The organism is Ruegeria sp. ABV3_008, assembly GCF_056161185.1.
On the sequence record NZ_JBSWYP010000011.1, the window covers coordinates 142,878 to 169,352 of the forward strand.

Genomic DNA, 26,475 nt, shown 5'->3' on the forward strand with positions numbered 1-26,475 from the left:
AAAGGCGGGGGGATAAATGAAGATCGTTGCGAACACACACCGGGCAGGGCCCAGACTTGCGCCCTCGGCCCCTTATCCGTCGACAGATGCGGCCCGCGTTGCGGCGTTGTTGTCCATGTGTCCGGCGGCGAAGGAGACTCCGTTGGTGGATGCCGTGGGCCTCGCCCCGGTTGCGAAGCTTTGGGTCAAGGATGAGCGCGCGCGTATGAATTTGGGCTCGTTCAAAGCCCTCGGCGCGGCTTATGTGATTGCGCGCCACGCTGCCGACGCCTCGGACGCGCCGGGTGCAGACGCGTTGGCAGGGTCAACCTACGTGACCGCCAGTGCCGGGAATCACGGGATGAGCGTTGCGGCGGGCGCGCGGATGTTCGGCGCGAAGGCGGTTGTCTATATCGCCGAGACGGTGCCCGAGAGCTTTGCCGCCCGATTAAAAGGCCAAGGTGCCGACGTGGTTCGCAGTGGGTCCGATTATGCAGCCAGCATGCAAGCCGCAAGCGACGCTGCTGAGGAAAACGAGTGGATCTTGCTCTCGGACAGCTCATGGGAAGGGTACTATGATCTGCCGTGGACCCTGATGGAGGGGTATCTGCAAATGGCGTCTGAAGCGGTGGATCAATGCCCCGAACCCCCGACTCACATAATGTTGCAGGCAGGCGTTGGTGGTCTGGCCGGGGCTGTCGCTGCCTATGCGCGCAAAGCTTGGGGTGACGCGCCAAAAATTGTCGTGGTCGAACCTGAAGCCGCGCCCGCCCTGCAGGCCAGTATCGAGGCCGGGTCATGCGTGTTCGCCGATGGGCCGGACAGCATCATGGGGCGTTTGGATTGCAAGGAGCCTTCGCTTATCGCGCTGAACGGATTGGCGCGCGACGCCGACTTGTTCCTGACACTTTCGGATGAGGACGTGTCCGAGAAACTGGCCGCCATGGCCGCAGCGGGGTTGGAGACAACAGCCTCGGGCGGCGCTGGGCTCGCAGCAGTTCTGAATGACCAGGCGCGGGCCGAATTGGGAATGACCGAGGCCTCGCGCGTGCTGTGCATCCTCTCCGAGACCGCAGAATGAGGGGGTTTGCGCCATCCGAGTTTGTAGCGCGCACCAAGCGCGCACAGCAGTTGATGGATGCGGCGGGCCTGTCGGCGCTTTTGCTGACAACCGAGACGGATGTACGCTATTTCACCGGGTTTCTGACCCGGTTCTGGGAAAGCCCGACCCGCCCGTGGTTCCTCATTGTGCCGGCCACGGGCAAGCCGATCGCGGTGATCCCGTCGATCGGGGCAGCCCTCATGGCGCAGACATGGATTGACGACATCCGCACCTGGAGCGCGCCTGATCTGGAAGATGATGGAGTCTCACTGCTGCGCGACGCGCTGGTCGAGGTGACACCGGCAGAGGGGCGAATTGGGGTGCCGGATGGGCATGAGACGCATCTCCGCATGCCTTTGGCAGACCTTGAACGTCTGCGCGGCCAGCTTGGACCAAGGGTGCTGAAAGGCGACAGCGGCATCCTGCGCCAGTTGCGTATGGTCAAGTCCGAGGCCGAGATTGCCAAGATCGAAACCGCTTGCGGCATAGCCGGTCGGGCCTTTGCCCGCGTCCCTGAGATCGCGGGGGTGGGGATGCCATTGGATGAAGTGTTCCGCCGCTTTCAGATGTTGTGCCTAGAGGAGGGCGCCGATTGGGTGCTTTATCTTGCCGGCGGGGCAGAGCAGGGCGGCTACGCGGATGTGATTTCACCAGCCTCTGGCGTACCGCTGGCGCTTGGTGATGTGTTGATGTTGGACACCGGATTGGTTTGGGACGGGTATTTCTGCGATTTTGACAGAAACTGGTCAATCCGCCCGCCTCGGCCTGATGTGGCAAACGCCCACGCCCGGTTGATCGAAGCCTCGGATGCTGCGTTCGATATCGCCCGGCCGGGCGCAACCGCAGCGGATTTGTTTCATGCTATGAACACCGTTCTCACGGCGGATGCAGAGGGTACGGATGCGGGTCGTCTGGGCCATGGTTTGGGAATGTCACTGACCGAATGGCCCTCTCTGATCCCGACGGACAATACAGTTCTGGAACCGGGCATGGTTTTGACACTGGAACCGGGCATCGCCGTTGGTGCCAAAATTCTGGTGCATGAGGAAAACATCGTCATCACTGACAGCGCCCCACGGTTTATCAGCCCTAGGATCGGGCCGGAGATGATGCAGCTATGACCCAAGTCCCTTACACTCTGGACGCAGACGATCCAAACGCCTCACCGCTTGGGCTGATCGTTTTGCAGGTCGATGAGACGCTTGAACCTGAGTTCGGCGCATATTTCGCAGACCGCAAATACCCCCTTCACGTCACGCGCATTCCCAGCGGTATTGAGGTTACGACCGAAAGCCTTGCCGAAATGGAGAAGGCGCTGCCCGCAGCAGCGCGTTTGCTTCCCAATGCGCGACCCTACAATGTTGTGGGCTACGGCTGCACCTCGGCCAGTTCGGTGATCGGGTCAGAGCGCGTGGCAGAACTGGTTAAACAGACATGCAACACAAGCGAGGTCACGAATCCCATGCGCGCGGCGATTGCCTGCGCCGCTGACCTCGGTGTTTCGAAATTTGCCCTGCTGTCGCCTTACATCGAAGAGGTCAACATACCGCTGCGTACTGCGTTTCAGGCCAGTGGAATAGGCATGGATGTTTTTGCAAGTTTCGGGCAGGCAGAAGAGGCCAAGGTGGCGCGGATATCGACGGAATCCGTGGTTGAGGCGGCCTCTGAATTGGGGGCGGATCAGGCGGTCGAAGCGGTGTTCCTGAGTTGTACCAACCTGCGAACTCTCGACGCGATACCGAAAATCCAAGAGCGGATCAGAAAACCGGTTTTGTCGAGTAATCAATGCCTTGCATGGCATATGAGGCGCTTAAACGCTGTGCATTGACTGGTAAGAGTGAACTCAATTTTGGCAAAAGCACCATAACTTGTTGCCAAGTGCGTATCGCTTGGTCTTAACTGTGGATCACAGATCAATGAAATCCGAAAGCCTCGGGTAATCATTTGACGAAACAGGGGGTCTTGTGACCGGTACAACGAACGACGCCGCGTTTGTCGAATTTCAACGCGTTCAGAAGTCTTATGATGGCGAGAATCTCGTCGTTAAAGATCTCAACCTTGCAATGCCGAAGGGCGAGTTTCTGACAATGCTCGGGCCGTCAGGTTCAGGCAAGACAACTTGCCTTATGATGCTCGCCGGCTTTGAAACCGCTACCCATGGTGAAATCCTGTTGGATGGAAAGCCCATCAACAATATCCCGCCGCACAAACGCGGGATTGGCATGGTGTTTCAGAATTACGCTCTGTTCCCGCACATGACGGTGGCCGAAAACCTTTCCTTTCCTCTGGAAGTACGAAAACTGGGCAAGTCCGAGCGTGACGAAAAGGTCAAGCGCGCTTTGGACATGGTTCAGATGGGTGCCTTTGGCGGGCGTCGTCCGGCGCAGCTGTCTGGAGGTCAGCAACAGCGGATCGCCCTGGCGCGGGCCCTGGTGTTCGAGCCGGAACTGGTGCTGATGGACGAGCCGCTGGGCGCGCTGGACAAACAGCTGCGTGAGCATATGCAGTTCGAAATCACCCGACTGGCGCATGAGCTGGGCATTACCACCGTGTATGTGACCCACGACCAGACCGAAGCTCTGACGATGTCAGACCGTGTCGCCGTGTTCGACGATGGACGCATTCAGCAGCTGGCCCCGCCGGATCAACTCTATGAAGAGCCCGACAACAGCTTTGTCGCGCAGTTCATCGGCGAGAACAACACGCTGGAAGGTGTGGTCAAATCCATCGACGGCGACGGCTGTGTGGTGCAGCTGGATGACGGATCAGAAATTGATGCGGTGCCGATCAATGTGCACAATCCGGGCGAACGGACCAAGGTTTCGATCCGGCCGGAACGTGTCGAATTCAACAAGGATCGTCTGCATGCCGACGCGCATACGCTGAAGGCGACGGTCAAGGAATTCATCTATATGGGCGACGTGTTCCGCTTCCGCATGTCTGTGGCGGGCAATGACGAGTTCATCGTCAAGACACGGAACGCCCCCGATGCCATTCGCCTGCAACCCGGTCAAGAGATCGATATCGGTTGGCTGGCAAAGGATTGTCGTGCGCTTGACGCATAGACCAAGCCGCGCGGCACAAGCGCGGTTACACTGAGGGACCGGCTGGCGAAAACCCGTGCGTCGGCTGACCATACAACAAACGGGAAATACTGGGAGTTTTACATGAAACCAACAAAGACACTGCTGACTGCAGCGGCTCTGGCAACAGCGGCTGGTGGCGTTTCCGCCGAAGAGATGACCATCGTCTCATGGGGCGGGGCCTATTCCAAATCGCAGCTCAAGGCCTATCACGAGCCCTATTCGGAAAAGACTGGCGTCACCATCCTGAACGATGACAGCTCGGCCGAAGCGGTTGCCAAGCTGCGCGCGATGAACGAAGCCGGGAATATCACTTGGGACGTGGTTGACGTTGTTGCGGCGGACGCGATCCGTCTTTGCGACGAAGGTCTGGCGATGGAAATCGATCCCGATTCCATGCTCGCCCCGGCACCTGATGGCACGCCGGCATCCGAAGACTTCGGTGACCTGCTGGTCAGCGACTGCTTTATCCCGCAGATCGTTTACTCGACCACATTCGGCTATCGCACCGACCTGGTTGGTGACACACCGCCGACAGACGTCTGCGCCGTGTTTGATCTGGAAAACTATCCGGGCAAGCGTTCGCTGGAAAAGCGTCCGATCAACAACATGGAATGGGCTCTGATCTGTGACGGCGTTGCCAAGGACGACGTTTATGACGTGCTGGCGACTGCAGAGGGTCAGGATCAGGCTCTGGCCAAGCTCGACACCATCAAGGACAGCGTTGTCTGGTGGTCGGCAGGTGCAGACACGCCCCAGCTGCTGGCTGATGGCGAAGTCATCATGGGCTCGACCTATAACGGTCGTCTGTTCAGCGTGATCGAAGAACAGAACCAGCCCGTCGCCATGCTGTGGGACGCGCAGGTGTTCGATTTGGACGGTTGGATCATCCCGGCCGGTCTGAGCGAAGAGCGTCAGGCACGCGCACTGGACTACATCATGTTCGCGACCGACACCCAGCGTCTTGCGGATCAGGCCAAGTACATCTCGTACGGTCCGGCCCGTGCCTCGTCGGCTCCGCTGGTGGGTCAGCATGCCGATCTGGGTATCGACATGGCGCCGCACATGCCGACCGATCCGAACAACGCCAAGAACACGTTCCTGTATAACTACGAGTTCTGGGCTGACTACCGCGACGACATCGACGCCAAGTTCCAGGCGTGGTTGGCGCAATAAGCGTCTGATTTCATGACAAAGTCGGGGGCGGTGCGCCGCCCCCGGACCAAAGAAAACCCAAGGGGCACTGATGACTGACGCAAGCCAAAACGCCGGACCTATGCTGGCAGCGGATGGAACGCCGCTCAAGCAATCGCTGGCGCGTTCGTTGAGGCGACAAAAGCTGCGGGCGCTGATGCTGGTGGCCCCTCTGCTACTGTTCGTGCTGTTCTCGTTCATCGTGCCGATTGCATCGATGTTGTTCCGGTCGGTGGAAAACAGCATTGTGCAGCAAACCCTGCCCCTGACGGTCGAAGCCTTGCAAAGCTGGGACGAAAGCAGTGGCGAACTGCCTGACGAGGCCGTCTATGACGCCTTTGTCCGCGACATGGTCGTGGCTGTCGACAACAAGACACATACCCGGCTGGGCTCGCGTCTGAACTACGAAGAGACAGGGATGTCCTCGATGTTCCGTCGCTCGGGTCGGAAAATGGGCAAGCTGGACCCCGAAACCGATGGTCCGTTCAAGGATCAGGTGATCGAAATCCACGAGGGCTGGGGCGAACCGCAGACTTGGGCGGTGATCAAGACACATTCGCCCGCTGTGACGAACGGATACTTCCTGAACGCGGTTGATATGCGCCGCACACCCGAAGGCGCGCAAGCGCAGCCTGAGGACAAGCAGATTCTGATCAAGCTCTTCGGGCGCACCTTGTTCATGTCGCTGGTAATCACTGCGTCCTGTATTTTGTTGGCCTATCCGGTCAGTTACCTGCTGGCGACCCTTCCAATGCGGGTGTCAAACCTGCTGATGATCCTAGTTTTGTTACCTTTCTGGACCTCGCTATTGGTGCGAACGTCTGCGTGGAAGGTCATGCTGCAACAACAGGGTGTGATCAACGAAACGCTTGTTTGGCTTGGGTTGGTGGCCGATGACGCCCGGCTTGTCATCATCAACAACCAGATCGGTACGATCATCGCGATGACGCATATTCTGCTGCCATTTATGATCCTGCCGATGTACTCGGTGATGCAGACCATACCCGAGTCCTACACCCGCGCCGCGAAATCTATGGGCGCGACGAATTGGACAACCTTCTGGCGCATCTATTTTCCGCAATCCATTCCGGGCATTGGCGCGGGGTCGATCCTCGTGTTCATTCTGGCCATCGGCTACTACATCACGCCCGAGATCGTGGGCGGCACCAAGGGCGTCTTCATCTCGAACCGGATTGCGTACCACATCTCGTCCTCGCTGAACTGGGGGCTGGCGGCTGCGCTGGGCACGATCCTGTTGGCCGTCGTGTTGTTGCTCTACTGGTGTTACGACAAGATCGTCGGCATTGATAACGTGAAGTTGGGATAATCGACATGGCCGCACTTACTCCGATTTCCCGCAAACCGATGTCCATGGTTCTGCCAAGCGTTGCGCTGGCAGGGGCCTTCGCCGGTGTCTTCGTTGGCGCAGGTAACGGTTCGATCTTTCTGGGCATCATTGGCGGAGCCGCCCTGATCGCGGCACTGGCTTGGATCTACATCGCTGTTCTGAAAAACGAGCAACTGGCCCGCTGGATCACCATTTTGGGCTTCGGCATCGCCGGATTTCTGATTTCGGGTCCGATGGGCGGCGTTCTGGGCCTGCTGGGCGGCTGGTTCTTCGCATGGTTCATCTACTGGCTGTATGAGGGCCGCTATCGCCGCAAACTGCTGCCCTATCTGACCGCGAAACAGGTGTTCTATCACTACCTGTTCCGGGTGATCTGCGGTGCGATCTTTGTTTTCCTGATCACGCCGATCCTCGTGGTTCTGCCCCTGTCGTTCAACGCACAGGACTTCTTTACCTTCACGCCCGAAATGCTGCGGCTGGACCCCGAGGGGTACTCGCTGAAGCATTACCGCGACTTCTTCACCAACAATGAATGGCAGCGCAGCTTCAAGAACTCGTTGATCATCGCACCGATTGCGACGGTGATCTCTGTTTCGCTGGGCACATTGGCGGCCATTGGGCTCAGCCAAAGCCACGTTCCCGGTCGCCGTGCCATCATGGGTATCCTGATCTCGCCGATGATCGTGCCACTGATCATCTCGGCCACCGGCATGTTCTTCTTCTACAGCGATATCGGTCGCTTCATGGAAGGTACGCTGGGCATGAACAAGAACTTCGTGGGCTATGTGAAAGTGATCCTCGCCCACGCCGTTCTGGGCATCCCCTTCGTCATCATTACCGTGACCGCCACGCTGGTGGGCTTTGACCGATCGCTGACGCGAGCGGCGGCGAATATGGGCGCAGGGCCGGTACGGACCTTCTTCAAGATCCAGATGCCGCTGATCCTGCCGGGCGTGATCTCAGGTGGTTTGTTTGCCTTCATCACCTCGTTTGATGAGGTGGTCGTTGTGCTGTTTGTCGGCTCGGCCAGCCAAAAGACCCTGCCATGGCAGATGTTCACTGGCCTGCGCGAACAGATCAGCCCGACAATTCTGGCGGTGGCGACGATCCTTGTGGTGATCTCGATCGCGCTGTTGACCACTGTCGAATTGCTACGCCGCCGGTCCGAGCGTCTGCGGGGGCTTTCCCCCGCTTGACGCAAGCGCGCGCCTGATCTAACGATTCACCTGTTCATCCCAGCCGCGATGGCGTCGCGGGCGCACTGGGATGATCGGCTCTCGGACCCCGAGACCGCCTGTCCTGAACGCCGGGACAAGTGGCCGGGTTTGCCGCCCGGCAAAGATGAGAGACCTGAACATGACAAATCGCCCCGAATTCTTTACCTGCCACAATGGCGACAAGGCCCCGCTGCCGTTCAGCAAAGGCGAATACGATCGCCGTCTGGGCAAATTACGCGCCATTATGGCCGCGCGGGATATTCCCGTCGTGCTGCTAACGTCGATGCAGAACATCGCCTATTACTCGGGCTTTCTGTACTGCGCCTTTGGCCGGCCCTATGGTTGCGTAGTCACGCAGGACGCCTGTACCACGGTTTCGGCCAATATCGACGCGGGCCAGCCGTGGCGCCGCTCGGTCGAGGAAAATGTGATCTACACCGATTGGAAGCGCGACAATTACTGGCTCGCGGTTGCCAGTCTTATCGGTCGCGCGAAACGGATCGGAGTTGAGAGCGATCACATGACCCTAGCCGCGCGCGATACGGCTTTGGCGATGCTGGGCCAGCCTGAACTGATCGACATCGCGCCCGAAACCATGGCGGCCCGCATGGTGAAATCCGCCGAAGAGATCGAACTGATCAAAGGTGGTGCCCGAACCGCTGACGTGGGCGGAGCCGCCATCCACGCCGCCATCCGCGAAGGCGCAACCGAAATCGAGATCGCCATGGCCGGTCGCGACGCAATGGAGGCCGAGATCGCCCGCGCTTATCCCGACGCGGAATACCGTGACACTTGGGTCTGGTTCCAATCCGGCCTCAACACGGATGGCGCGCACAACCCGGTCACCAAACGGGCGCTGCAAAAGGGCGATATCCTGTCGCTGAACACCTTCCCGATGATTTCGGGCTACTACACGGCGCTGGAGCGCACCCTGTTTTTGGGCGAACCCGACGCCGACAGCCTGCGCATCTGGAAGGCCAACGTCGCCGCGCATGAGCTTGGCCTGAGCCTGATCAAACCCGGCGCGACCTGTTCCGGCATCACCGCCGAGATCAACCGCTTCTTTGAGGATGAGGGCCTGCTGCAATATCGCTCCTTCGGTTATGGCCACTCCTTCGGCGTGCTCAGCCACTACTACGGGCGCGAGGCTGGTCTGGAACTGCGTGAGGATATCGACACGGTTCTGGAACCCGGCATGGTCGTGTCCATCGAACCGATGCTGTGGATCCCCGAAGGCCAGCCCGGCGCCGGAGGCTACCGTGAGCATGATATTCTAGTGGTCGAAGAAGACGCGGCCGAGAACATCACCGGCTTCCCCTACGGTCCCGGCCACAACATCATCAACGCGTGATACTAAGGGGGTGGGGCGTGTGCCTCACCCTTTGCAACAAACACGCAGAGCGCGGTCTAGGCTTGATAAAACGGATCCAGTTTGGCCTTGGCTTTTTCGTTTACGATCGGGATATAGTTCAGGCGATCCCCGGCCGATTGTGGAATAGCTTGCTTTAGAGCCTCAAGGCTCTGCACTGCCAAAACGACAGCATCGCCGGTTTCTCCGCCAAAACCCGCGATCTCTTCTTCTGTGAAACCGATCAGTTGAACGACGTCTTTGGCAAGAAACATTTTGACCTCAACAGATTGCGATAGCTTGAGAATTTCGTCCTTCAGCCGTTGGGCTGTCTGCGCAGGCATGGTAACGACGGCCATATTCGGTCCTGATTGATTGGGGTACGCTGTATTTGATCACACTACAGGAAAATAATTCTAGGCTTGTCAATTTAAGGATGCGTTAATACGCATGGCATAGAGTACCCTTATTTCACACAGTTTAAGCGGTTTGGGAGAAGCAGTAGTGCCATTCCTATTTGATTGGTCAACTCTGGGCAGTGCGAACAGTTCGACCGTGCTGACAGACGGTTCGAACTCGTCGACGCTAACCGTGGCCTCTGATCCAGGGGTATTCTTCAATGGGTTTCTTGGTGGAAACCTGTTTGTTTCGGGCATCCCGGGCCCTGCGACATCAGAGGTGACGTTTTCAACCGCTGTTAAAAACGTGACGTTCGAAATTCTGGATCTGGACAGCAACGAATTCTCTTTCGACGATAGAGTGACGGTTCTGGCGTTTGATGTGAACGACAATCCGGTCCCGGTTGTTTTCTCCAACCTTAGCCCATTTCACGTCCAGACCGGCAACACGGTCGAAGCCAACGGGAATGTGTCTCCGGGTGTCGAAGGACCGGGCGCGCCAGATTCGCTGACCGTTTCCATTGCAGGCCCGGTGTCCCGGATTGAGGTCATCTTTGAAGGGGGTCTGTCTTCGGGTGCCAATACCGGTGCAATCGGCTTTGGTGATATCTCCGGCGATATTCTGTGTTTGTGCGCGGGAACCATGATTGAAACGCCGAACGGCCCAACCGCTGTTGAAGGTTTGTCTGTGGGGGATGTCGTTCTGACCAAGGGAAATGGCCCGCAGCGGTTGCGGTGGGTTGGTTCCAAGACAGTGGACTTTGCGGCCCAAGGTGTAGCTGCGGAAAAACTACGACCTGTCCGTATCTCTGCCGGCGCGCTTGGGCAGGGGCTTCCGGCAAAAGACCTGCTGGTGTCCAGACAACACCGCATGTTGGTGTCTTCCAAAGTGTCCGAGCGTATGTTCGGCAGTCCCGATGTCCTTGTGTCAGCAATAAAGCTGGCCGCGCTACCTGGGATTTATGTGGATGAAGAGATCAGCGAGGTTGTCTATTTCCACCTTCTCTTCGATCAGCACGAGGTTATTTTTGCCGATGGCGCCCCCTCGGAAAGTTTGTTTACAGGCCCTGAAGCAATCAAGACAATATCGGAAGAGGCCCGAGAAGAAATCTCTACTCTCTTCCCGGAAGTGAAACGTCAGGGCTACGCCCCGGAAACGGCATATCCCGTGCCAGCCGGTCGTTTGCAGAAGAAGTTCGTCGAGCGGCATCTGAAGAACGGAAAGCTGGTTCTCGAGGACGCGTCCACGCCATCGAACCGCCTGCATTAAGCGTTCACAACTCGGTCATTTCGCTATTCGTTTCGAAAGTCCGATGTGGTGTAGTCTTCAACCTCCGCGATTGGCCAAGGTCCAGGCGCATTTTAGCTGGAAATTGCCTCGGAAAATGCGGTCAGGCGATCGCTCAGATCGCTCTGCCCATCGGCGCCGATGATCATGTAGCCATAGCCGTCTTTCGCCCAAGTGGCTGTTGCCAGCCCGCTGAGAACGGCAAGGTTCACATCCTTGTCAGGTGCCCCTGGCCCTTGACGGATCACGCAAAAGGCAAAGGGCCGCCCCTGATCATCCGCAAAGACGACCTGAACCAGTGGCTTTCCTTTGAAAGACAGAACCTGAGCGCGCTTCAGCTCGGCCCCCGGCAAGACGCTCAGGGCTTCGCGATTCAGGGACCGGCCTAGCGTGGCCTCGGCCTGCGCAAACTGGGCCTCAAGCGCTTCGGGTGCGGTGTCTAGTGTGGCGATTGTTTCAGGCACATAGAGCGATTGGTAGATTGCCGCCTGTTGCGCCCAGCCCAACGGCGCGGGTCGCGTCGCCCACAACGTCGCCGAAACCGCCACAATCGCGACCGAGGCCGCGACGGCCAGCAATCGAAAAGGTTGAGACGCGGGTTGAGACGTCGCGCGGTCCGGCAAGGTGATCTGAGGCGCGTCCTGCGGAACATCCTTGAAGACCGCATGCACAACGGGTGCAAACGGATCAAGCGCCATCAGGCGCTGTTCCAGTTCTGGATCGGCTTCGACCGCGCTCTCGATCTCTTGCGCGTCGGTCTCGCCCAGATTTCCATTCAGATACGCCAACAGCGTTTCATCGGAAAACGTCATTTGCCACCCCGTCGAACGGCGTCCGCAGCCTCGTGCTGCATCACGGTTTTCAGTTTCTGCCGAGCCGTAGATAGTCGGCTCATGATTGTTCCAATCGGCACCTCAAGTAAGGCTGCTGCCTCGCGATAGCTATACCCTTCCACGAAGACAAGCATCACGGTCTCGCGCTGTGCCTCTGGCAGGTGCATCACTTGAGTAAACACTTCAGCCGCGAAAATATTCGTTTCTGAATCCGGTCCTGTTGCAATTAATTCGGTTTCTGGGGTCACAGACAAGGCCTGCGCCTTGCGAACCGAGCGCGCGCGCACCTCATTCAGCCAGATCGAGCGGCAGATCGTCATCAGCCAGCTGTCCAACCTGTCATGGGATATCACCTGATGGTGACGCTCAAGCGCGCGCAGGCATGTGGATTGCAAAAGGTCGTCGGCCACATCTCGGGCCCCCGACAGGGCAAGCCCGAACCGCCACACGCGTTTCGAATGCGTCTGGATCGCGCCGCGTACGGCCTGTTCCGAGCTGATTTCACCACTCATCGAATAAATCGCGACCTGTGTGTGTTTGTCTTTCACGGACCGGGCCCGCGAGGTCAGAAATTACATAACCTGAGGAGAAATGAAATGAAACTTCTGTTGAAAGCAGTCACGATTGCGTCTGCAATTGTTGCAACCCCGGCCCTTTCGGAAAGTTGGACTCTCTCCTCGGAGGCCTCTCATCTGGCCTATGGCACGATTAAGAAAGACACAGTGGGTGAGGTCAATTCTTTCACCTCGCTGAGCGGTCATGTCAGCCCCGATGGCAAGGCCGAGATCGAGATTGATCTATCCTCGGTGGAGACCAATATCGACATTCGCAACGAACGAATGATCGAATATGTATTCCGCAAGGCAGGCACCGCTGCCTTGACCGCTGAATTCGACATGGATGAGGTCTCGGGCCTTGCTGTGGGCGCCTCGTCGATCATCGATGTCGAGGCTGCGTTGTCTCTGATCGGGACCGAGATCGAGTTCGACGCTGAGATGTTCGTGGTCCGACTGACCGAGACGTCGGTTATGGTTTCCACCAATGACATGGTCTTTCTCAGCACCGAGGATGCAGGCGTGGATGCAGGCGTCGACAAGCTGATGGAACTGGCCGACCTGCCCGGCATCACACGGACCGTACCGATCACCGCACGTCTTGTGTTCACCTTGGACGAAAAAAAGGCCGAAACCGCGCCCGCCGCTCCGGTTGCAATCGCCGCGATGGACGGAGACCTCAAAGCGGGCAAGAAGGTCTTTCGCAAGTGCAAGGCTTGCCATCAGCAGAAAGAAGGCCGCAATGGCGTAGGGCCCTCGCTGTTCAACGTGGTGGGTGCATCTGCGGGGCAGGTGGACGGGTTCAAATATTCCGACCCGCTCGCAAATGCCGATCTTGTCTGGACGCCGGAGAATCTGGCGGCGTTTCTGGCCGATCCAAAAGGGTTTCTACCCGGCAACAAAATGCAGTTCCCCGGCCTGAAGAAAGAGGCCGACATCACCAATGTCATCGCCTACATGCAGGATGAGGCTCAGGGCTGAGGGAAACAAAATGCGGTGTGGCAGACCCTGCCACACCCGTTGGATGCGCGTTAGGCGCGGCGCTTATTGCACGAATTGTTCTGCAACAACTTCTCCGAACTTGTCGAAGAACTTGCCGGATAGCTTTTTAGCCGTCCCTGCAATCAGGCGGCTGCCTAATTGTGCGATCTTACCGCCGATCGTGACCTTGGCGGTGTACGACAGAACCGTCTCATCCCCGTCGGCGGTCAGGGATACATCTGCGCCGCCTTTGGCAAAACCAGCCGCGCCGCCTTTGCCTTCGCCGGACAGTGAAAACGCATCTGGCGCCTGGGAGTTGTCCAGCGTCACTTCGCCGTTGAAGCGGGCCTTGACCGGGCCGATTTTCAGGACGACTTTGGCCTCTAGATGTTCGGGCGAATGCTGGATCAACTCTTCGCAGCCCGGAATGCATTCGCGCAGCACATCGGGATCGTTGAGCGCACGGTAAACGGCATCCTTGGGGGCAGCGATGCGGATTTCGTCAGTGAGTTCCATCTGGGGGGTCCTTTTTCAACAACATTTCGGAAAGACAAGGAGGGCTTTTTCGGTTGCCTCCTCCGCGGTCAACTCGGGCTGCGCCGCCTTGAAAGCGTGCAGCCAGCTAAGCCATTTTCTCATCATGGGATGTCTCCTGGGCTTTATCAGAATTTCGCCACATGATGATTTCAGCCAAAATCGAAAGTGCGATTTCATGCGGGTCGATGGCGTGGATATCCAACCCAGCGGGCGATTTCAGGCGCTTGGTCTGCTCTGTGCTCAGCCCTTGTGAATCCAGTTTGGCACACAGCACCTCGGCCTTGCGGCGGCTCGCAACCATAGAAACGCGGCGCGCGGGTGATTGCAGCGCGGCTTTCAATGCCGCTCCGTCGCCTTTGCCTTGCGACGCCACCACAACAAAATCACGCGCTTCAACGCCCAATGCGTTCAGGTCTTTGGGATCAAAGGGGGTGTATTTCACCGTGTTTTCAGCACCCTCAGGCAAACACACGCGCAACCCAGCCAGTGCCGCATGGGACGCCAACGCCTGCGCGATCGGAGAGTCTCCGAATATGATCAAGCGCGGAGCGTGTTGATAGGGTTCGATCAGCATGTCCACTGTCCCTCCGGATGGGCACCCGCTTTTGTAGGTCTGAACACCGTCCGGGTCGGCCATTGACACAACCTTGTCCGAGGGTTTGACGCGGATCATTTTTGGCTCACCCGACACCAGCGCCTCTTGTGCTGCGGCGCGTACGGCCCGTTGTACGCAGGCACCCCCCAGATGGCCTAGAACCGTACCGTCGCGGGTGATGGCCGCCTTGCCTCCGGCCTTGGCCGAGGTCGCATCGGCGGTGCGCAGAACTGTCGCCACGCAAAAGGCATCGCCGGTGCGCCGCAGCTCTTCAATTGTGTCGAAAATGTCGAAACCTGCCATCGGTATATCCTTTCACAGTTTTCTGAATTCAGGTTCCAGCGCTGCCAGCGCTTCAAGCGTATTGGCGGGCAGATGGGCGTCCAGATGGGGTTCTGCGGCCTGCATGGCAGCGGCAACAGGCTGGTAATTTTGCCAGCCTTTCAGAGGGTTCAGCCAGACGACCCGGCGCGCTTTGCGTTGAACCCGTTCCAGAACCTGCCCCAAGGCCTGCGGAGCCGTGCTGCAATACCCATCCGACAAGATTAGCACGATCGTCCGTCCGTTCAGAGCCCGCGCGCCGTAGCCGTCCAAAAAGCTTTCGAGACTGCCAGAGATGTCGGTCCCGCCGCCAAAACCCTCGGCCATCAATGAAAGCCGTCCCGCAGCGCGGATTGAGTCGTGATCGCGCAGTGCGTCCGTCACGCGCATCAGACGGGTGTGGAACAGATAGGCGTCGGCTTCAGTTCCGCTGCCGATCAGGCCCTTGAGAAACGCCAGGAAAACGCGGGAATAAACGGTCATGGAACCACTGACATCGCATAGCGCAACGATCCGCATCGGTTGCGGCGGTCGCGCACGGCGATAGAGGTCCATCGGCTCTCCACCCCGCGCCAGGCTGGCCCGTTGTATCCGCCGCATGTCCAGCGTCCGACCACGCTGTGCCTGTTTATGGCGGCGCGAGCGGCGGTCGCGGATCGCCCGGGCCAGCTGGGTTGCGGCGCGTTCAGCCTGTCTCAGCGACTCGTCATCCATCAATTCGCGCAGATCCCGGCGCGACAGGTTGGCCGTTCGGGTCGCAATCAGCTTCCCATCCATCCCTTCGGCCTCGCCGTCGCCCGGATCAGGAGTGGCGGCTGCCTGATCTGTATCCGTTTGCGGATCCTGTTCGTCTTGTGTTTGCTGCTGCCAGATCTTCGGTTTCGCCGACTGCACCCGTACATGTGCGGTCTGCGCTGTCCCACTGCGCTGCTTGCCGACGTTGAACCAGTAGGCGTCGAACAGCTCATCAAAGCGTCGCCAATCCTCGGCGCTGCCTGTCAGCAACACGCACAAGGCCTGCCTGGCCTGTGTCGCGTCGGTTGCCTCGACCGCTGCCAAGGCGGCCAGCGCGTCACCGGTTTCGGCGGGACCCACGCGCAATCCGTTCATCCGCAGATGGGCCATGAAGCCGCTCATGCGGTCCGCCAAGCCTGCCGCGCGGGAAGGGAACCGGGTGACCTGCATCACGCGACCTTCCCGATCAACCGATCCAGCACCTCAGGCGGAGCGGCGTCATAATCGGCGGCCGTCTTCAGCAGGCAAACCAGCGTCGCCTGCACTTCGCCCCGAGACTGGGCCATGTCGTTCACACCTAGCCCCGACAGGGCGGCGGCCCAGTCCAGCATCTCGGCAATGCCTGGTGTTTTCTCAAGGTCTTCTTTGCGCAGGGCTTGAACAACCCCGACGATCTGACGTGCCAGCAAGCCTTCAACAGAGGGCATACGCGCCTTCAGAATGGCCATCTCTGTCTCGCGCGAAGGATAGCCGAGATAGCTATACAAACACCGCCGCCGCAATGCGTCGGACAGGTCCCGCGTGCCATTGGCCGTCAGGATTACAATCGGGCGGGAGCGCGCCTTGATTGTCCCAAGCTCCGGAATCGTGATCTGAAAATCAGACAAGATCTCGAGCAGATAGGCCTCGAACTCCTCATCCGCACGGTCAATCTCATCAATCAAAAGAACCGGTGGGTCCTCTTCACTGATCGCCTCCAAAAGGGGTCGTTTCAGAAGGTAATCATCCGAGAACAACTGCGCTTCGCTTGTGCCACCTTGGGCTTCGCTCGCGCGGATAGCCAGCAATTGGCGCTGATAGTTCCATTCGTAAATGGCGTGGCTGGCATCCAACCCCTCATAACACTGCAGGCGGATCAAGCGCGCGTCGTGTTGGGCGGCCAGAGCCTTTGCCACTTCGGTCTTGCCAACGCCTGCCGGACCTTCCAGCAGCAAGGGCCGCCCCAAAGCCTGCGCCAGATGCAGCGCCATTGCCAACCGATCATCAGCAACATAGCCCTGCGCGGCCAACCCGTTCTGCACATCACTCAAAGTCACAACCAGGATCCATTCTTCATCTGGCTAAAAATATCCCGGGGGTCCAAGGAGGCAGAGCCCCCTTGCTTGATCGGACCGGCATCGGCCGGTCCGACCCCAATCACCCATGCATCCCCAACCCATTGGCGATCTTCCAGATCCGCCAGTGGTCATGCGGCATATGGCTCTGCACCAACCCGAAGGGTCGGAACGCATCATGCACCGCGTTCGAGAAGCAAGGTACGCCACCTACGTTCGGGCTTTCCCCAACACCCTTCGCGCCAATCGGATGGTGCGGAGACGGCGTCACCGTGTAGTCGGTGATATAGTTCGGCGTCTCCCAAGCGGTCGGCAGGAAGAAGTCCATCAGCGTGCCGGTCTTCACATTGCCCATCTCATCATAGGCAATCTCCTGCCCCATTGCGATGGCCAAGGCCTCGGTCACACCACCATGTACCTGCCCGTCAATGATCATCGGGTTGATCCGGGTGCCACAATCATCCAGCGCATAGAACTTCCGAACGTCCCACTCACCGGTATCCACGTCGATCTCCATCACGCAGATATAGGCCCCAAACGGATAGGTCATGTTCGGCGGGTCATAGTAGCTGACGGCCTCCAAACCGGGCTCCAACCCCGGAATAGCCTGATTGTATGCAGCGAAGGCGATCTCCTTCATGGTCTTGAACCGCTCGGGCGCGCCTTTGACCGAGAACCGATCGACGTCCCATTCGACATCGTCGTCGTGGACCTCAAGCAGGTAAGCCGCGATCATCTGCGCCTTGGCGCGGATTTTGCGCGCGGCCATAGCCGTTGCAGCCCCCGCGACCGGCGTGGATCGAGACCCATATGTCCCAAGACCGTAAGGTGCGGTGTCGGTGTCGCCTTCCTCCAGCGTGATGTCATCAGCGGGCAGGCCGATCTCACTGGCGATGATCTGTGCAAAGGTCGTGGCGTGGCCTTGACCCTGTGAGATCGTCCCTAACCGCGCGATGGCCGAACCAGTCGGATGGATACGGATTTCGCAGCTGTCAAACATACCAAGCCCGAGGATATCGCAGTTTTTGACCGGTCCTGCGCCGACGATTTCGGTGAAATGCGTCAGACCAATACCAAGCAGCTTGCGGGTCTTGCCAGCCTTGAATTCCTCGACCCGTTGCGCCTGTTCAGCCCGCAGACCTTCATAGTCCACGGCCTTCAGAGCTTTATCCCACGCAGTGTGATAATCGCCCGAGTCATACTCCCAGCCCAGAGCCGACTGATACGGGAACTGATCGGCCTTGATGAAGTTTATCCGGCGCAGCTCGGCCGCGTCCATGTTCAGCTTGATGGCCAGAACCTCGATCATGCGTTCGATGAAATAGGCCGCCTCAGTCACACGGAAGGAACAGCGATAGGCCACCCCACCCGGCGCTTTGTTGGTATAGACGCCGTCCACAGCCAGGTAAGCGGTGGGGATGTCATAGGACCCGGTGCAAATGTTCATGAACCCGGCAGGGAACTTGGTCGGGTCGGCACAAGCGTCAAAGCCACCGTGATCCGCCGTGGTGTGGCACCAGAGACCAGTGATCTTGCCATCCTTAGTGGCGGCAATCTTGCCCTGCATCCAGTAGTCGCGGGCAAAGGCGGTGGACATCAGGTTCTCCATCCGGTCCTCGACCCATTTCACCGGCTTGCCAGTGACAATCGAGGCCACGACCGAGCAGACATAACCTGCATAAGCCCCAACTTTGTTACCGAAACCACCACCGATATCAGGGCTGATGACGCGTATGTTGTGCTCGGCGATGCCGGAGATCAGCGAGACAACCGTCCGGATTGCGTGAGGAGCCTGAAACGTACCATATAGCGTCAGCTTGCCGGTCACCTTGTCCATGCTGGCCACGGACCCGCAGGTCTCCAGCGGGCAAGGATGGGTGCGGTGGTAATAGACCATCTCTTCCGCCACCACGTCAGCCTCGGCCAGAATGGCTTCGGTCGCGTCTTTGTCGCCCTGTTCCCAGGTAAAGATGTGGTTGTGATGCTTGCGGGGGCCATGCGCACCCTCGGTCTGACCTTCTAGGTCTTCGCGCAGGACCACATCGGATTTCAACGCCTCGAACGGATCGGTGAGGACCGGTAGTTCTTCGTATTCGACATCGATCAACTCGACGGCATCGGCTGCGATATAGCGGTCTTCGGCGACCACAAAGGCGACTTCCTGGCCTTGGAACAGCACCTTGCCGTCGGCCAGAACCATCTGCTTGTCACCCGCCAACGTTGGCATCCAATGCAGGCCCAGCGGGGCCAGATCCTCGGCGGTCAGAACAGCGATCACACCGGGCATCGCCAAGGCGGCCTCTTTGTTGACGCTGACAACGCGGGCATGTGCGTAGGGAGAGCGCACGAAGTCGCCGAACAGCATCCCGTCCAGCTTGATGTCATCGACATAGTTGCCCTTGCCTTGGGTAAAGCGCACGTCCTCGACGCGTTTGCGCGAGCTGCCCATCCCCTTGAGATTGGCGGCGCGTTCTTCGGGGGTCAGAGTTTGATCGTTCATTCCGCAGCCTCCTTCTGAGCGTTCAGCATGTCAGCCGAGGCCGAGATCGCCTTGACGATGTTCTGGTATCCGGTGCAGCGGCACAGGTTTCCAGCCATGCCGAAACGGATATCTTCCTCAGACGGGTTCGGGTTTTCTTGAAGCAAGCGATGCGCGCGGGTGATCATACCCGGCGTGCAGAAGCCGCATTGCAGCCCGTGATGCTCGCGGAACATTTCCTGCAATACGCCAAGGCTGCCATCTTCATTGGTGAGGCCTTCGACGGTGGTGATATCGGCTCCGTTCACTTGCGCTACAAAGGTAGTGCAGGATTTGACGGATTTGCCATCGATATCCACGGTGCAAGCTCCGCAATGGCTGGTCTCGCAACCAATATGAGGACCGGTGATTTTCAGATCTTCCCGCAGGAAGTGGATCAGCAGCGTGCGCGGCTCGGCCAGACCTTCGACCTCTTTGCCGTTCACGGTGAGTTTGACGTGCATTTTCGACATGGTTTCCTCCCCTCAACCCGCGCGGCTTTGCGCACGGTCGATGGCGCGGCGCAGCATCACGCTCGCCACATGTTTCTTGAATTCGACGGGTCCACGGTTGTCGGCCACGGGTTCAATGGCATCCAGCATGGCGGCAACACAGCCGTCCACATCGCCATTGGCCAATGCAGCGCTGGCGCTTTCGGACCAGATCGGAGTGTCCGCCAGGTTGGTCATCGCAACCGAGGCCGTGCCATTGCCGACCATAACGGCGGCGGCGGCCGTCGCATAATCCCCGATCTTGCGCTTTTGCTTCTCATACGCCTGACCAACACCGGCTCCCGGCACAGGGATCGAAATCCGGGTCAGGATTTCCTCATCCTCGCGTGCGGTGAAATAGGCGGCCTCATAAAACTCACGCGCGGCGACACTGCGTGACCCATCGGGACCGGATAGTTCAAAGGTCGCGTTCAGGCACTGCATCAGACCCGGCATGTCATTGCCAGGATCGCCGTTGGCGACATTGCCACCGACGGTGCCCATATAGCGAACCTGAGGGTCGGCGATCTGCAAGGCCGCCTCGCGGATCAGCGGAATGGCAGCGGCGAGACCGTCATGGGTGATCAACTCATGCTGCGTCACCATAGCGCCAAGGGTCACGGTATCGGACCCGACCTCGATGCCCTTAAGTTCTTCAAGGGCCTGAAGGTCTATCAGATGGCCCATCTCGGCCATGCGCAGCTTCATCATCGGGATCAGGCTGTGCCCGCCCGCGATCACGCGCGCTTCGTCTCCGTGTTCTTGCAAAATGCCGATGGCCGAGGCGATGTCGCCTGGCCGGTGATACTCAAAACCGGCTGGTATCATGTTTTTCCTCCCTGGGTCCAAGCGGTATACCTTGGGGTACCTTCACTCAGGAAAGAGGGGTGCGCTCAGCGGTTCCAGCCGTATGGAACGGGGCGCGCAGCTTGTTTCACGAAATGCGAATGAGCTGCACGAGTTGCGATCACAGGCCCAAAGCGTCGCGGATGTCTGACAGGCGAGATCGGCTGACAGGTACTTTGCTGAGGGCCTCGACAGAGTCGAAATAGCATGTCCCGTTGTCCTTATGCCTCTCGAAGCTTGAGACATGTTTGGGGTTCACCAGATAACTTCGATGGGCGCGCAGGAAGCCATCGGGTTGCAGGCGCGTCTCGGCCTCGGTGATGGACCAGGGGCAGAACAGCTTCTCGGAATCGATATAGAGAATGGTGTAGTGCCCCTCAGCACGGATGGCGGCAATTTGGGCGGGTTCGGCAAAGAAGGTTTGGCCTTCACGTTCAAAAGGCACCCCGGCGCGTAGGGTTGGGGTTGGTTCTGGTTGAGGGGCGGGTGTTGGGACTGAGGCGGGTTCAGGCTTGGGTTCGATGAAGGTGATCCCGGTCAGCAGGAAGGCCCCACAGATCAGGAAGACTGCAACCGTGACGCCCATAGCCAGAATCTGGTTGTCCAGCGCAGGCCCGGCGGCCCCGGCAGTCTCGGTTGCGACGAAATCCGTGAGACCGGTCGCGACGAAGTGCATGGAAAACACCGCAATGCCGAAACAGGCCGTGCCCAGTAGGATGTTCCGATGGGTCCGGCTGTCATAGGCCACCCAGATCGCCAGAACCGACAGAATAACCGAGGCCGCGGTCGACAAAACGATGTCGAACAGGCTGTGGACGGGTCGGCACAGTTGCATCCCGGCCATGCCGACATAGTGCATGACAACGATGCCAAGCCCCACGATCACGCCCGCGCCAACGATGGTCGGCGGGGTTCTGGGACGGAAATGCAAAAGCAGCAGCGCCAGTCCCACCATAAGGATGGCAACAAGCGCCGAGATCAGCGTCACCAGCGCGTCGTAATAAAACAGGATCGGCAGTTGCAGGCCCAGCATGGCAACGAAATGCATGGACCAGATACCGCCACCCAGTATCACGGCTGCGAGGGCGACGATGAACTTGCGCCGTTGATTGTCCAGTTTCGACGCGCCATGCGTCAGGTACAGACCGGTAAAGCCGGCCATCAGCGCCACGGCCAACGAGGCCGCCACGAGCCACGCATTGTGCGAATAGTCCAACATTGAGATGCCGCGCCCTCCCCAGCGCGATCATGACGTTATCAAACTGAAATTATCCGCACAATCTTTGTTGGCCTCAGCGGAAGACACCTGTTTCGACTGACGCGCATAAACAGGTCTCGCCGGTTTTGAGGATACAGGTCAGCCCCGCTTTTTCGGCGCAAGGTAGGTCCATGTCGGTCCGGCTGTCTCGCCCGATCCGTCCGGCAATGGGATGCGCATCAGCTTTTGCGCCAGCGACTTGATCGAGTACATCGTTGGAACAAGGTCGCGCAAAGCGGATTTATCCTCGTTGAAGGCGATGTGCAGACCGTCCAGCAAACCGGACCACGCGGCGTTGAACTCGGCCGAGATCGCGGCGATTTCGGGGGCGGATTTATAGTTCTCCTCACACGGGTCGTCTTTCATGGGCGAGACCGCGCTCCAATCGACGATCAGGTCACCGCCAGTCGGAGGGTCGGTCACAAGATCTTCGGGGCGATAGTAGCGGCTATGTAGGATTTCGTTGAACTTGAAGAAATGCGCAACGTCCTCATGACCGGCTGGCCCCGGAATGGTGTCTCCGTCGCCAGCTTTGCCACCCAGATCTGCGCCTTCACCTTCTTCCATGATCTTTTGGATGGCATCAAAAGCCGCTTTGCGACGTTGCGTGGGGGTGCCGGTGATCTCGACAACTTCACCGCCCGCGCCGAAATAGTCGTCATTGGAGATCTGACGCGTGGGGTCGCCGATGAAGATCTCTTTGTCCCCGAACTCCTTACACGCTTCTTCCAGCAGCTTCCTGACATAGGCGTAGAACCCTCCGATGGTGGAATAGTGCCCCCTCAATGCCTTGCGGAGGTCTTTCGGCGCGGTTTCGATCTTGCGGAAGCTTTTGACCTGTTTGGGCGAGAACTTACGCAGACGCACCTCGGGTCCGGCCCCGTTCAGTAGCTCTGTCGGGTATTTCGGCAGCAAGTTGGGATTGTTCAGCTGAGGCGTACCACCGATCGCGTTCATCACATTCGCCGCAAGAACCATATGCAACATCTCTTCAACCATGACCTGACGGATCACCTCGATCGGCTCAGCGTTGACGATGGTCGGCTCGGACCGGTCGTATTGCCCTTGCTCCAGGATCGAATAGCAGGCTGTCGCGTAGGGCGGGATCGTTGAAAGCTCTAGCATCAAGGCGTCTTGCAGATGTTTGCAGAGATTTTTGCGCGCGGCGTCCAGTTTCTTTTTCGAACTCATTTCGCACCCCCTTTCCGAACGGCCTTCTGGATGGCTCTGGCGGCCCTGAAGGCCATGGCCGACATCGTCAGTGTTGGGTTGGAGGTGGCAATCGTCGGCATCGAGCCTGCGCCCACCAGCCACAGATTGTCGTGGTCCCATGCGCGCATCTCGTCATTGGTGACCGAGTTGTGCCGATCCGTCCCAATCCTGTGCGTACCGACCAGATGGCCTGCACCGAAGAAGGTGTAACCCTTTCCATCATAAGTTAAATACCCCGCATCCGATGAGCTGTAGGAGGTATGGTTCTTGATACCCAGCCGCTGGAAAATCTGCGCGCAAGTGTCATTCGCAGCGGCCAGCCCGGCGCGGGAATAGTCGTCCAGATCATAGCTGATCACCGGGCGGTATTCGCCCATGGGTGTGCGGTAGGCTGGGTCGATGGTGACTCGGTTTGTGGCTCTGGGCAATTGCTCAACCATCGTGCCAATTCGGACCTGCCGCTGGACATCGTGATAGAGCTTATCGCGCAGGGCGGTGCCATAGAGGTTGTCCTGCTCGACCAGCCGCGCCACGTCGGAGTTCGGGGAGCCAGCGGCAAAGTTCCATCCCCAATTACCGATCTCCAAACGGAAGGCTGCATTCTTGTTCCTAAAGTTTCCGTCCCGGAAATTGGCATAGCTAGAGGTCGATCCGGGCCCACGAAACGGTCCAACCGGCTCTGGCGCTGCACCCCATGTCATCATGTAGGGGTGGTCCATCAGGTTGCGGCCCAGCTCGTCACTGCTGGTGCAAATCCCCGAGGCCAGCGCCAGAGTAACGTTTTCCACCGCACCGCCAGCCAGCACATATTGCTTCCCTCTGGCCCGGCGCAATTCGTACTGAGGCACACCGGGGAACGGGTATTTCTTGTAAACAATACCAGATACACGCCCGCTTTCGGCCAGTTCGACCTTTGAGGCGATGGCCTGCGTGATCGTCTCCATCTGATGCTTGGCTTCGTGCTTGGCATCCTCGAGCGTTTTCATCGCGTTGTATTTGGCCTGGATCGGGCAGATCGGAATGCAGCTTGAGTTTCCCTCGCATCGCTGACCCATATAGGCGAATGGTCCGGTCGCGCCGCGCGGGCGGAATTGCTGCCTGCGCTTGTCGCCAACCTGAATGCCCTTGGCAGTTCTTGGCTTGCGCGGAGTTGAGTTCCGGCCCTGCGGCGTGCGCGAGACTTTCAGGTGAACCGTGCTGGTGGCATCCTCGCCGATTTCGATGGGCATCCCATCTGCCTTGGCAAAGAAGCCATCCACGTAAGACGACGGGATCGAATGCATCGGGTAGTCGTATTCCTTGTCGAAATACCCGACATTGTCGTGCCGACCCGACGTGCGAATACCCAGTGCCTTGGGCGTCTGTTCGTCGGCATCGGCCGAGACACCGATCTCCCACTCGGCGCGCTCATAGTCTGCGCGCAGGTCCTGATAGCCAAAGGGCCAGTCAACGCCTTTGCCGAAACGGCTTTGCATCTCGAAATCCGCAGGCATCATGCGCAGGCTTGTTCCCAGCCAATGCAGTGAGGTTCCGCCAAAGGCCATCAGATAGTTGCTGCCAAAGGGCAGGGGGCCGCGTTGGACGAAATACCCGTTTGTATCGGGCTCGGTGCCCCGAACAGCGGTGATATCCAGCACCGAAGGTGAGGGCAGGGTTGGTAGGTTCGGATAGGGAGAGTTCGGCGTCTTGGCCAGCGACAGATAGTACTGATCCAAGTAAGAGCGATAGGTCTCCCACGTCTTGCCATGGTCTTCCCCGGCTTCGAGGATTAGAACCGAATGACCGGCCGAGACCAGCTCCTTTGCCAGAATGCCCCCGGTAAACCCGGCTCCCACGATGACCACATCATAGGTCCGGTCGTCATCTGCAATTGCGCTCATTTGCCTGCCCCCCGCTGTTTTGGAGGTTCAAGGCCCCATGCGCCAAAGCCCTGTTGCTTGGCCCCTTGGGGATGCGCGCCGATGGCGTCCCAGACCAGCCCTTCCTTGTAGGACCGGGTCGAGATGATCTTGACCACGTCAAACCGCGACGCGCCGTAGCTTTCGCGCCATTCCTGCGAAAGCGGCACCCATTGGCCGGTATACCACAGCTGGATCAGCGTCCGCGACAGCGGGCCGAGACACTTGTCCGACAGATAGGTCTGACGCATGATCCGGTCGTCGTCCTGCTTGCCCAGCTCGTCGGAATGAGACAGGAACTCCTTAAGGATCTCGGCGGGGAGGACCTGCCGAAACTGATGCCAGTATTCGCCTGCGCATCCGGTGCCTTGCAACTCTGCGCTGCTATAGCCGGTCAGGGCGGCGCTGACGGTCAGAAAGGCGTTAAACTCGGGGGTGTCATCATGCGTCTTCATGGCGATCCCCATCAATTGCGTCCACATAGAAGCCACGCGGCTCAAAGCAGGCGGGCGGGCTTTCAAAGACCTGCACGGCCACCGGCGTCATATCGGTGAACAGCGTGCGCATGTCGCGGGTCATCGGGAAATCGTTGTTCCCTAGTTTCAGCTTGAAGCTTTTTGCGATGCGTTTGCCCTCTTTCGTGGTCAACATCGCGGTTTCAAACAGGCCCGAAATGGTCCAGCGGGTCCAAACGGTGCGTCCAAGCCCGGTGGCGAATTCGGGGATCGGTGTGCAGTTGGTCAGGGTCCAATGATCGCCCTTGAGTTTGCCCAGATCCGCCGTCAAATCGTAGACGATGGTTTGCGGATCGTCGGGATTGACCAGTTGGATCCACCATTTCTTGGGTGAGATCGGAGGGTGTCCCTTCATCTTGGCATTCAGCGAAGGAACCTTGTAGTTGAATTGGCCCAGAAACTTGGGCTCTCCGAACGCTTGGCGTCCGGCCTTGACGGCCATGGCATTATCGGCGGCCACATGAACCCGCAGATGGCCGATGGTTTTCGTCTGATCGCGGCCGTGAAGATACTCGGTCAGCGACATCTTCGGCACGCCCGGCACCCGGTTCTTGGGATAGGCCAGCAGGTTGAATTCGACCTCGTTCACGAAGCCCAGCGAGTTATCATAATGCGCTGTATAGCGTTGGAAGTTTAGCAGGATGACGGCCTTGTTCTCGCCGTCTTCATCAGGAAATTCGGCGACACACAGGCCGGTGCCTTTCACAAACTGGCGGGCAACTTCGACCGAGGTATACCAATACATCCATTGGCATTGCAGCGAGGCATAATAGAAGGGGAACGTGTCAAACTGCTTTGGCAGTTTCGGCATGACGCCAGTGACATCCGTCTGATGGCACGGGTCGCTTTTGGCTTTTTTCTTTGTCATTTGGCTGTGATCTCCCCCACTG

The 26,475-nt window shown here is 58.6% G+C and carries 25 protein-coding genes; 10 read left to right on the forward strand and 15 right to left on the reverse strand.

Annotation, left to right across the window (positions count from 1 at the left end):
- Positions 1-16: 16 nt before the first annotated feature.
- The 8 genes from ACXAH8_RS18120 to ACXAH8_RS18155 all read left to right on the forward strand — a co-directional run bounded on the left by ACXAH8_RS18120 (position 17) and on the right by ACXAH8_RS18155 (position 9,274).
- Positions 17-1,060, forward strand: a complete 1,044-nt coding sequence (locus ACXAH8_RS18120) for a pyridoxal-phosphate dependent enzyme (RefSeq protein ID WP_475220140.1) — start codon at positions 17-19, stop codon at positions 1,058-1,060.
- Positions 1,057-2,202 (forward strand): M24 family metallopeptidase, encoded by a 1,146-nt coding sequence (locus tag ACXAH8_RS18125; RefSeq protein ID WP_475220141.1) that lies wholly within the window; start codon positions 1,057-1,059, stop codon positions 2,200-2,202. Before ACXAH8_RS18120 ends, ACXAH8_RS18125 begins: the two co-directional genes overlap by 4 nt.
- Positions 2,199-2,909, forward strand: a complete 711-nt coding sequence (locus ACXAH8_RS18130) for a maleate cis-trans isomerase family protein (RefSeq protein WP_475220142.1) — start codon at positions 2,199-2,201, stop codon at positions 2,907-2,909. Before ACXAH8_RS18125 ends, ACXAH8_RS18130 begins: the two co-directional genes overlap by 4 nt.
- Positions 2,910-3,045: 136 nt before the next feature.
- Positions 3,046-4,146 (forward strand): ABC transporter ATP-binding protein, encoded by a 1,101-nt coding sequence (locus tag ACXAH8_RS18135; protein WP_170556042.1) that lies wholly within the window; start codon positions 3,046-3,048, stop codon positions 4,144-4,146.
- A gap of 102 nt (positions 4,147-4,248) precedes the next feature.
- On the forward strand, positions 4,249-5,340 hold the full coding sequence (locus ACXAH8_RS18140) for an extracellular solute-binding protein (protein ID WP_475220143.1): 1,092 nt from the start codon (positions 4,249-4,251) through the stop codon (positions 5,338-5,340).
- Between the two features lie 70 nt (positions 5,341-5,410).
- Entirely contained in the window at positions 5,411-6,685 is a 1,275-nt protein-coding gene (locus tag ACXAH8_RS18145) for an ABC transporter permease (protein ID WP_475220144.1), read from the forward strand.
- A gap of 5 nt (positions 6,686-6,690) precedes the next feature.
- The gene (locus ACXAH8_RS18150) at positions 6,691-7,902 is read left to right on the forward strand and encodes an ABC transporter permease (RefSeq protein ID WP_170680175.1); all 1,212 of its coding nucleotides are present in this window, start codon (positions 6,691-6,693) and stop codon (positions 7,900-7,902) included.
- A gap of 160 nt (positions 7,903-8,062) precedes the next feature.
- A complete protein-coding gene (locus ACXAH8_RS18155; RefSeq protein WP_475220145.1) occupies positions 8,063-9,274 on the forward strand; it encodes an aminopeptidase P family protein in 1,212 nt (403 codons plus the stop codon).
- A 56-nt stretch (positions 9,275-9,330) separates the two neighbouring features.
- On the opposite strand, the gene ACXAH8_RS18160 is transcribed toward ACXAH8_RS18155, so the two are convergent.
- On the reverse strand, positions 9,331-9,630 hold the full coding sequence (locus tag ACXAH8_RS18160) for a hypothetical protein (RefSeq protein WP_475220146.1): 300 nt from the start codon (positions 9,628-9,630) through the stop codon (positions 9,331-9,333).
- A gap of 145 nt (positions 9,631-9,775) precedes the next feature.
- Between ACXAH8_RS18160 and ACXAH8_RS18165 the strand changes: the two genes are divergently transcribed.
- On the forward strand, positions 9,776-10,939 hold the full coding sequence (locus ACXAH8_RS18165; protein WP_475220147.1) for a Hint domain-containing protein: 1,164 nt from the start codon (positions 9,776-9,778) through the stop codon (positions 10,937-10,939).
- 92 nt (positions 10,940-11,031) lie between these two features.
- Here ACXAH8_RS18165 and ACXAH8_RS18170 read toward each other — a convergent pair whose 3' ends face one another.
- Both ACXAH8_RS18170 and ACXAH8_RS18175 read right to left on the reverse strand, forming a co-directional pair.
- A complete protein-coding gene (locus ACXAH8_RS18170) occupies positions 11,032-11,769 on the reverse strand; it encodes an anti-sigma factor (protein ID WP_475220148.1) in 738 nt (245 codons plus the stop codon).
- Positions 11,766-12,338, reverse strand: coding sequence for an RNA polymerase sigma factor (locus tag ACXAH8_RS18175; RefSeq protein WP_475220149.1), 573 nt, complete (start codon positions 12,336-12,338; stop codon positions 11,766-11,768). Before ACXAH8_RS18175 ends, ACXAH8_RS18170 begins: the two co-directional genes overlap by 4 nt.
- 48 nt (positions 12,339-12,386) lie before the next feature.
- On the opposite strand from ACXAH8_RS18175, the gene ACXAH8_RS18180 reads away from it, so the two are divergent.
- Positions 12,387-13,325 (forward strand): c-type cytochrome, encoded by a 939-nt coding sequence (locus tag ACXAH8_RS18180; RefSeq protein ID WP_475220150.1) that lies wholly within the window; start codon positions 12,387-12,389, stop codon positions 13,323-13,325.
- Between the two features lie 63 nt (positions 13,326-13,388).
- Here ACXAH8_RS18180 and ACXAH8_RS18185 read toward each other — a convergent pair whose 3' ends face one another.
- The 12 genes from ACXAH8_RS18185 to ACXAH8_RS18240 all read right to left on the reverse strand — a co-directional run bounded on the left by ACXAH8_RS18185 (position 13,389) and on the right by ACXAH8_RS18240 (position 26,453).
- Positions 13,389-13,841 carry an SRPBCC family protein gene (locus tag ACXAH8_RS18185; protein WP_170556048.1) on the reverse strand — a complete coding sequence of 151 codons (453 nt, stop codon included), beginning with the start codon at positions 13,839-13,841 and terminating at the stop codon, positions 13,389-13,391.
- A 106-nt stretch (positions 13,842-13,947) separates the two neighbouring features.
- Positions 13,948-14,760, reverse strand: a complete 813-nt coding sequence (locus ACXAH8_RS18190) for an XdhC family protein (protein ID WP_475220151.1) — start codon at positions 14,758-14,760, stop codon at positions 13,948-13,950.
- Positions 14,761-14,772: 12 nt separating this feature from the next.
- Positions 14,773-15,963 (reverse strand): vWA domain-containing protein, encoded by a 1,191-nt coding sequence (locus ACXAH8_RS18195; RefSeq protein WP_475220152.1) that lies wholly within the window; start codon positions 15,961-15,963, stop codon positions 14,773-14,775.
- Positions 15,963-16,829, reverse strand: coding sequence for an AAA family ATPase (locus tag ACXAH8_RS18200; RefSeq protein WP_475220153.1), 867 nt, complete (start codon positions 16,827-16,829; stop codon positions 15,963-15,965). Before ACXAH8_RS18200 ends, ACXAH8_RS18195 begins: the two co-directional genes overlap by 1 nt.
- A 100-nt stretch (positions 16,830-16,929) precedes the next feature.
- Positions 16,930-19,347, reverse strand: coding sequence for an aerobic carbon-monoxide dehydrogenase large subunit (locus ACXAH8_RS18205; protein WP_475220154.1), 2,418 nt, complete (start codon positions 19,345-19,347; stop codon positions 16,930-16,932).
- The gene (locus ACXAH8_RS18210; RefSeq protein WP_475220155.1) at positions 19,344-19,838 is read right to left on the reverse strand and encodes a (2Fe-2S)-binding protein; all 495 of its coding nucleotides are present in this window, start codon (positions 19,836-19,838) and stop codon (positions 19,344-19,346) included. The genes ACXAH8_RS18205 and ACXAH8_RS18210 overlap by 4 nt, the downstream gene beginning before the upstream one ends.
- 12 nt (positions 19,839-19,850) lie before the next feature.
- Entirely contained in the window at positions 19,851-20,684 is an 834-nt protein-coding gene (locus tag ACXAH8_RS18215; protein ID WP_475220156.1) for an FAD binding domain-containing protein, read from the reverse strand.
- Positions 20,685-20,823: 139 nt separating this feature from the next.
- Complete coding sequence (locus ACXAH8_RS18220; protein WP_475220157.1) at positions 20,824-21,921, reverse strand: MHYT domain-containing protein; 1,098 nt, start codon at positions 21,919-21,921, stop codon at positions 20,824-20,826.
- A 138-nt stretch (positions 21,922-22,059) separates the two neighbouring features.
- Positions 22,060-23,151: a ferritin-like domain-containing protein gene (locus tag ACXAH8_RS18225; protein WP_475220158.1), complete on the reverse strand. Its 1,092-nt coding sequence runs from the start codon at positions 23,149-23,151 to the stop codon at positions 22,060-22,062.
- Positions 23,148-25,052, reverse strand: a complete 1,905-nt coding sequence (locus tag ACXAH8_RS18230) for a GMC family oxidoreductase (protein WP_475220159.1) — start codon at positions 25,050-25,052, stop codon at positions 23,148-23,150. The genes ACXAH8_RS18225 and ACXAH8_RS18230 overlap by 4 nt, the downstream gene beginning before the upstream one ends.
- Positions 25,049-25,525 (reverse strand): hypothetical protein, encoded by a 477-nt coding sequence (locus tag ACXAH8_RS18235; RefSeq protein WP_475220160.1) that lies wholly within the window; start codon positions 25,523-25,525, stop codon positions 25,049-25,051. Before ACXAH8_RS18235 ends, ACXAH8_RS18230 begins: the two co-directional genes overlap by 4 nt.
- Entirely contained in the window at positions 25,512-26,453 is a 942-nt protein-coding gene (locus ACXAH8_RS18240) for a hypothetical protein (RefSeq protein WP_170463365.1), read from the reverse strand. Before ACXAH8_RS18240 ends, ACXAH8_RS18235 begins: the two co-directional genes overlap by 14 nt.
- Between the last annotated feature and the right edge of the window lie 22 nt (positions 26,454-26,475).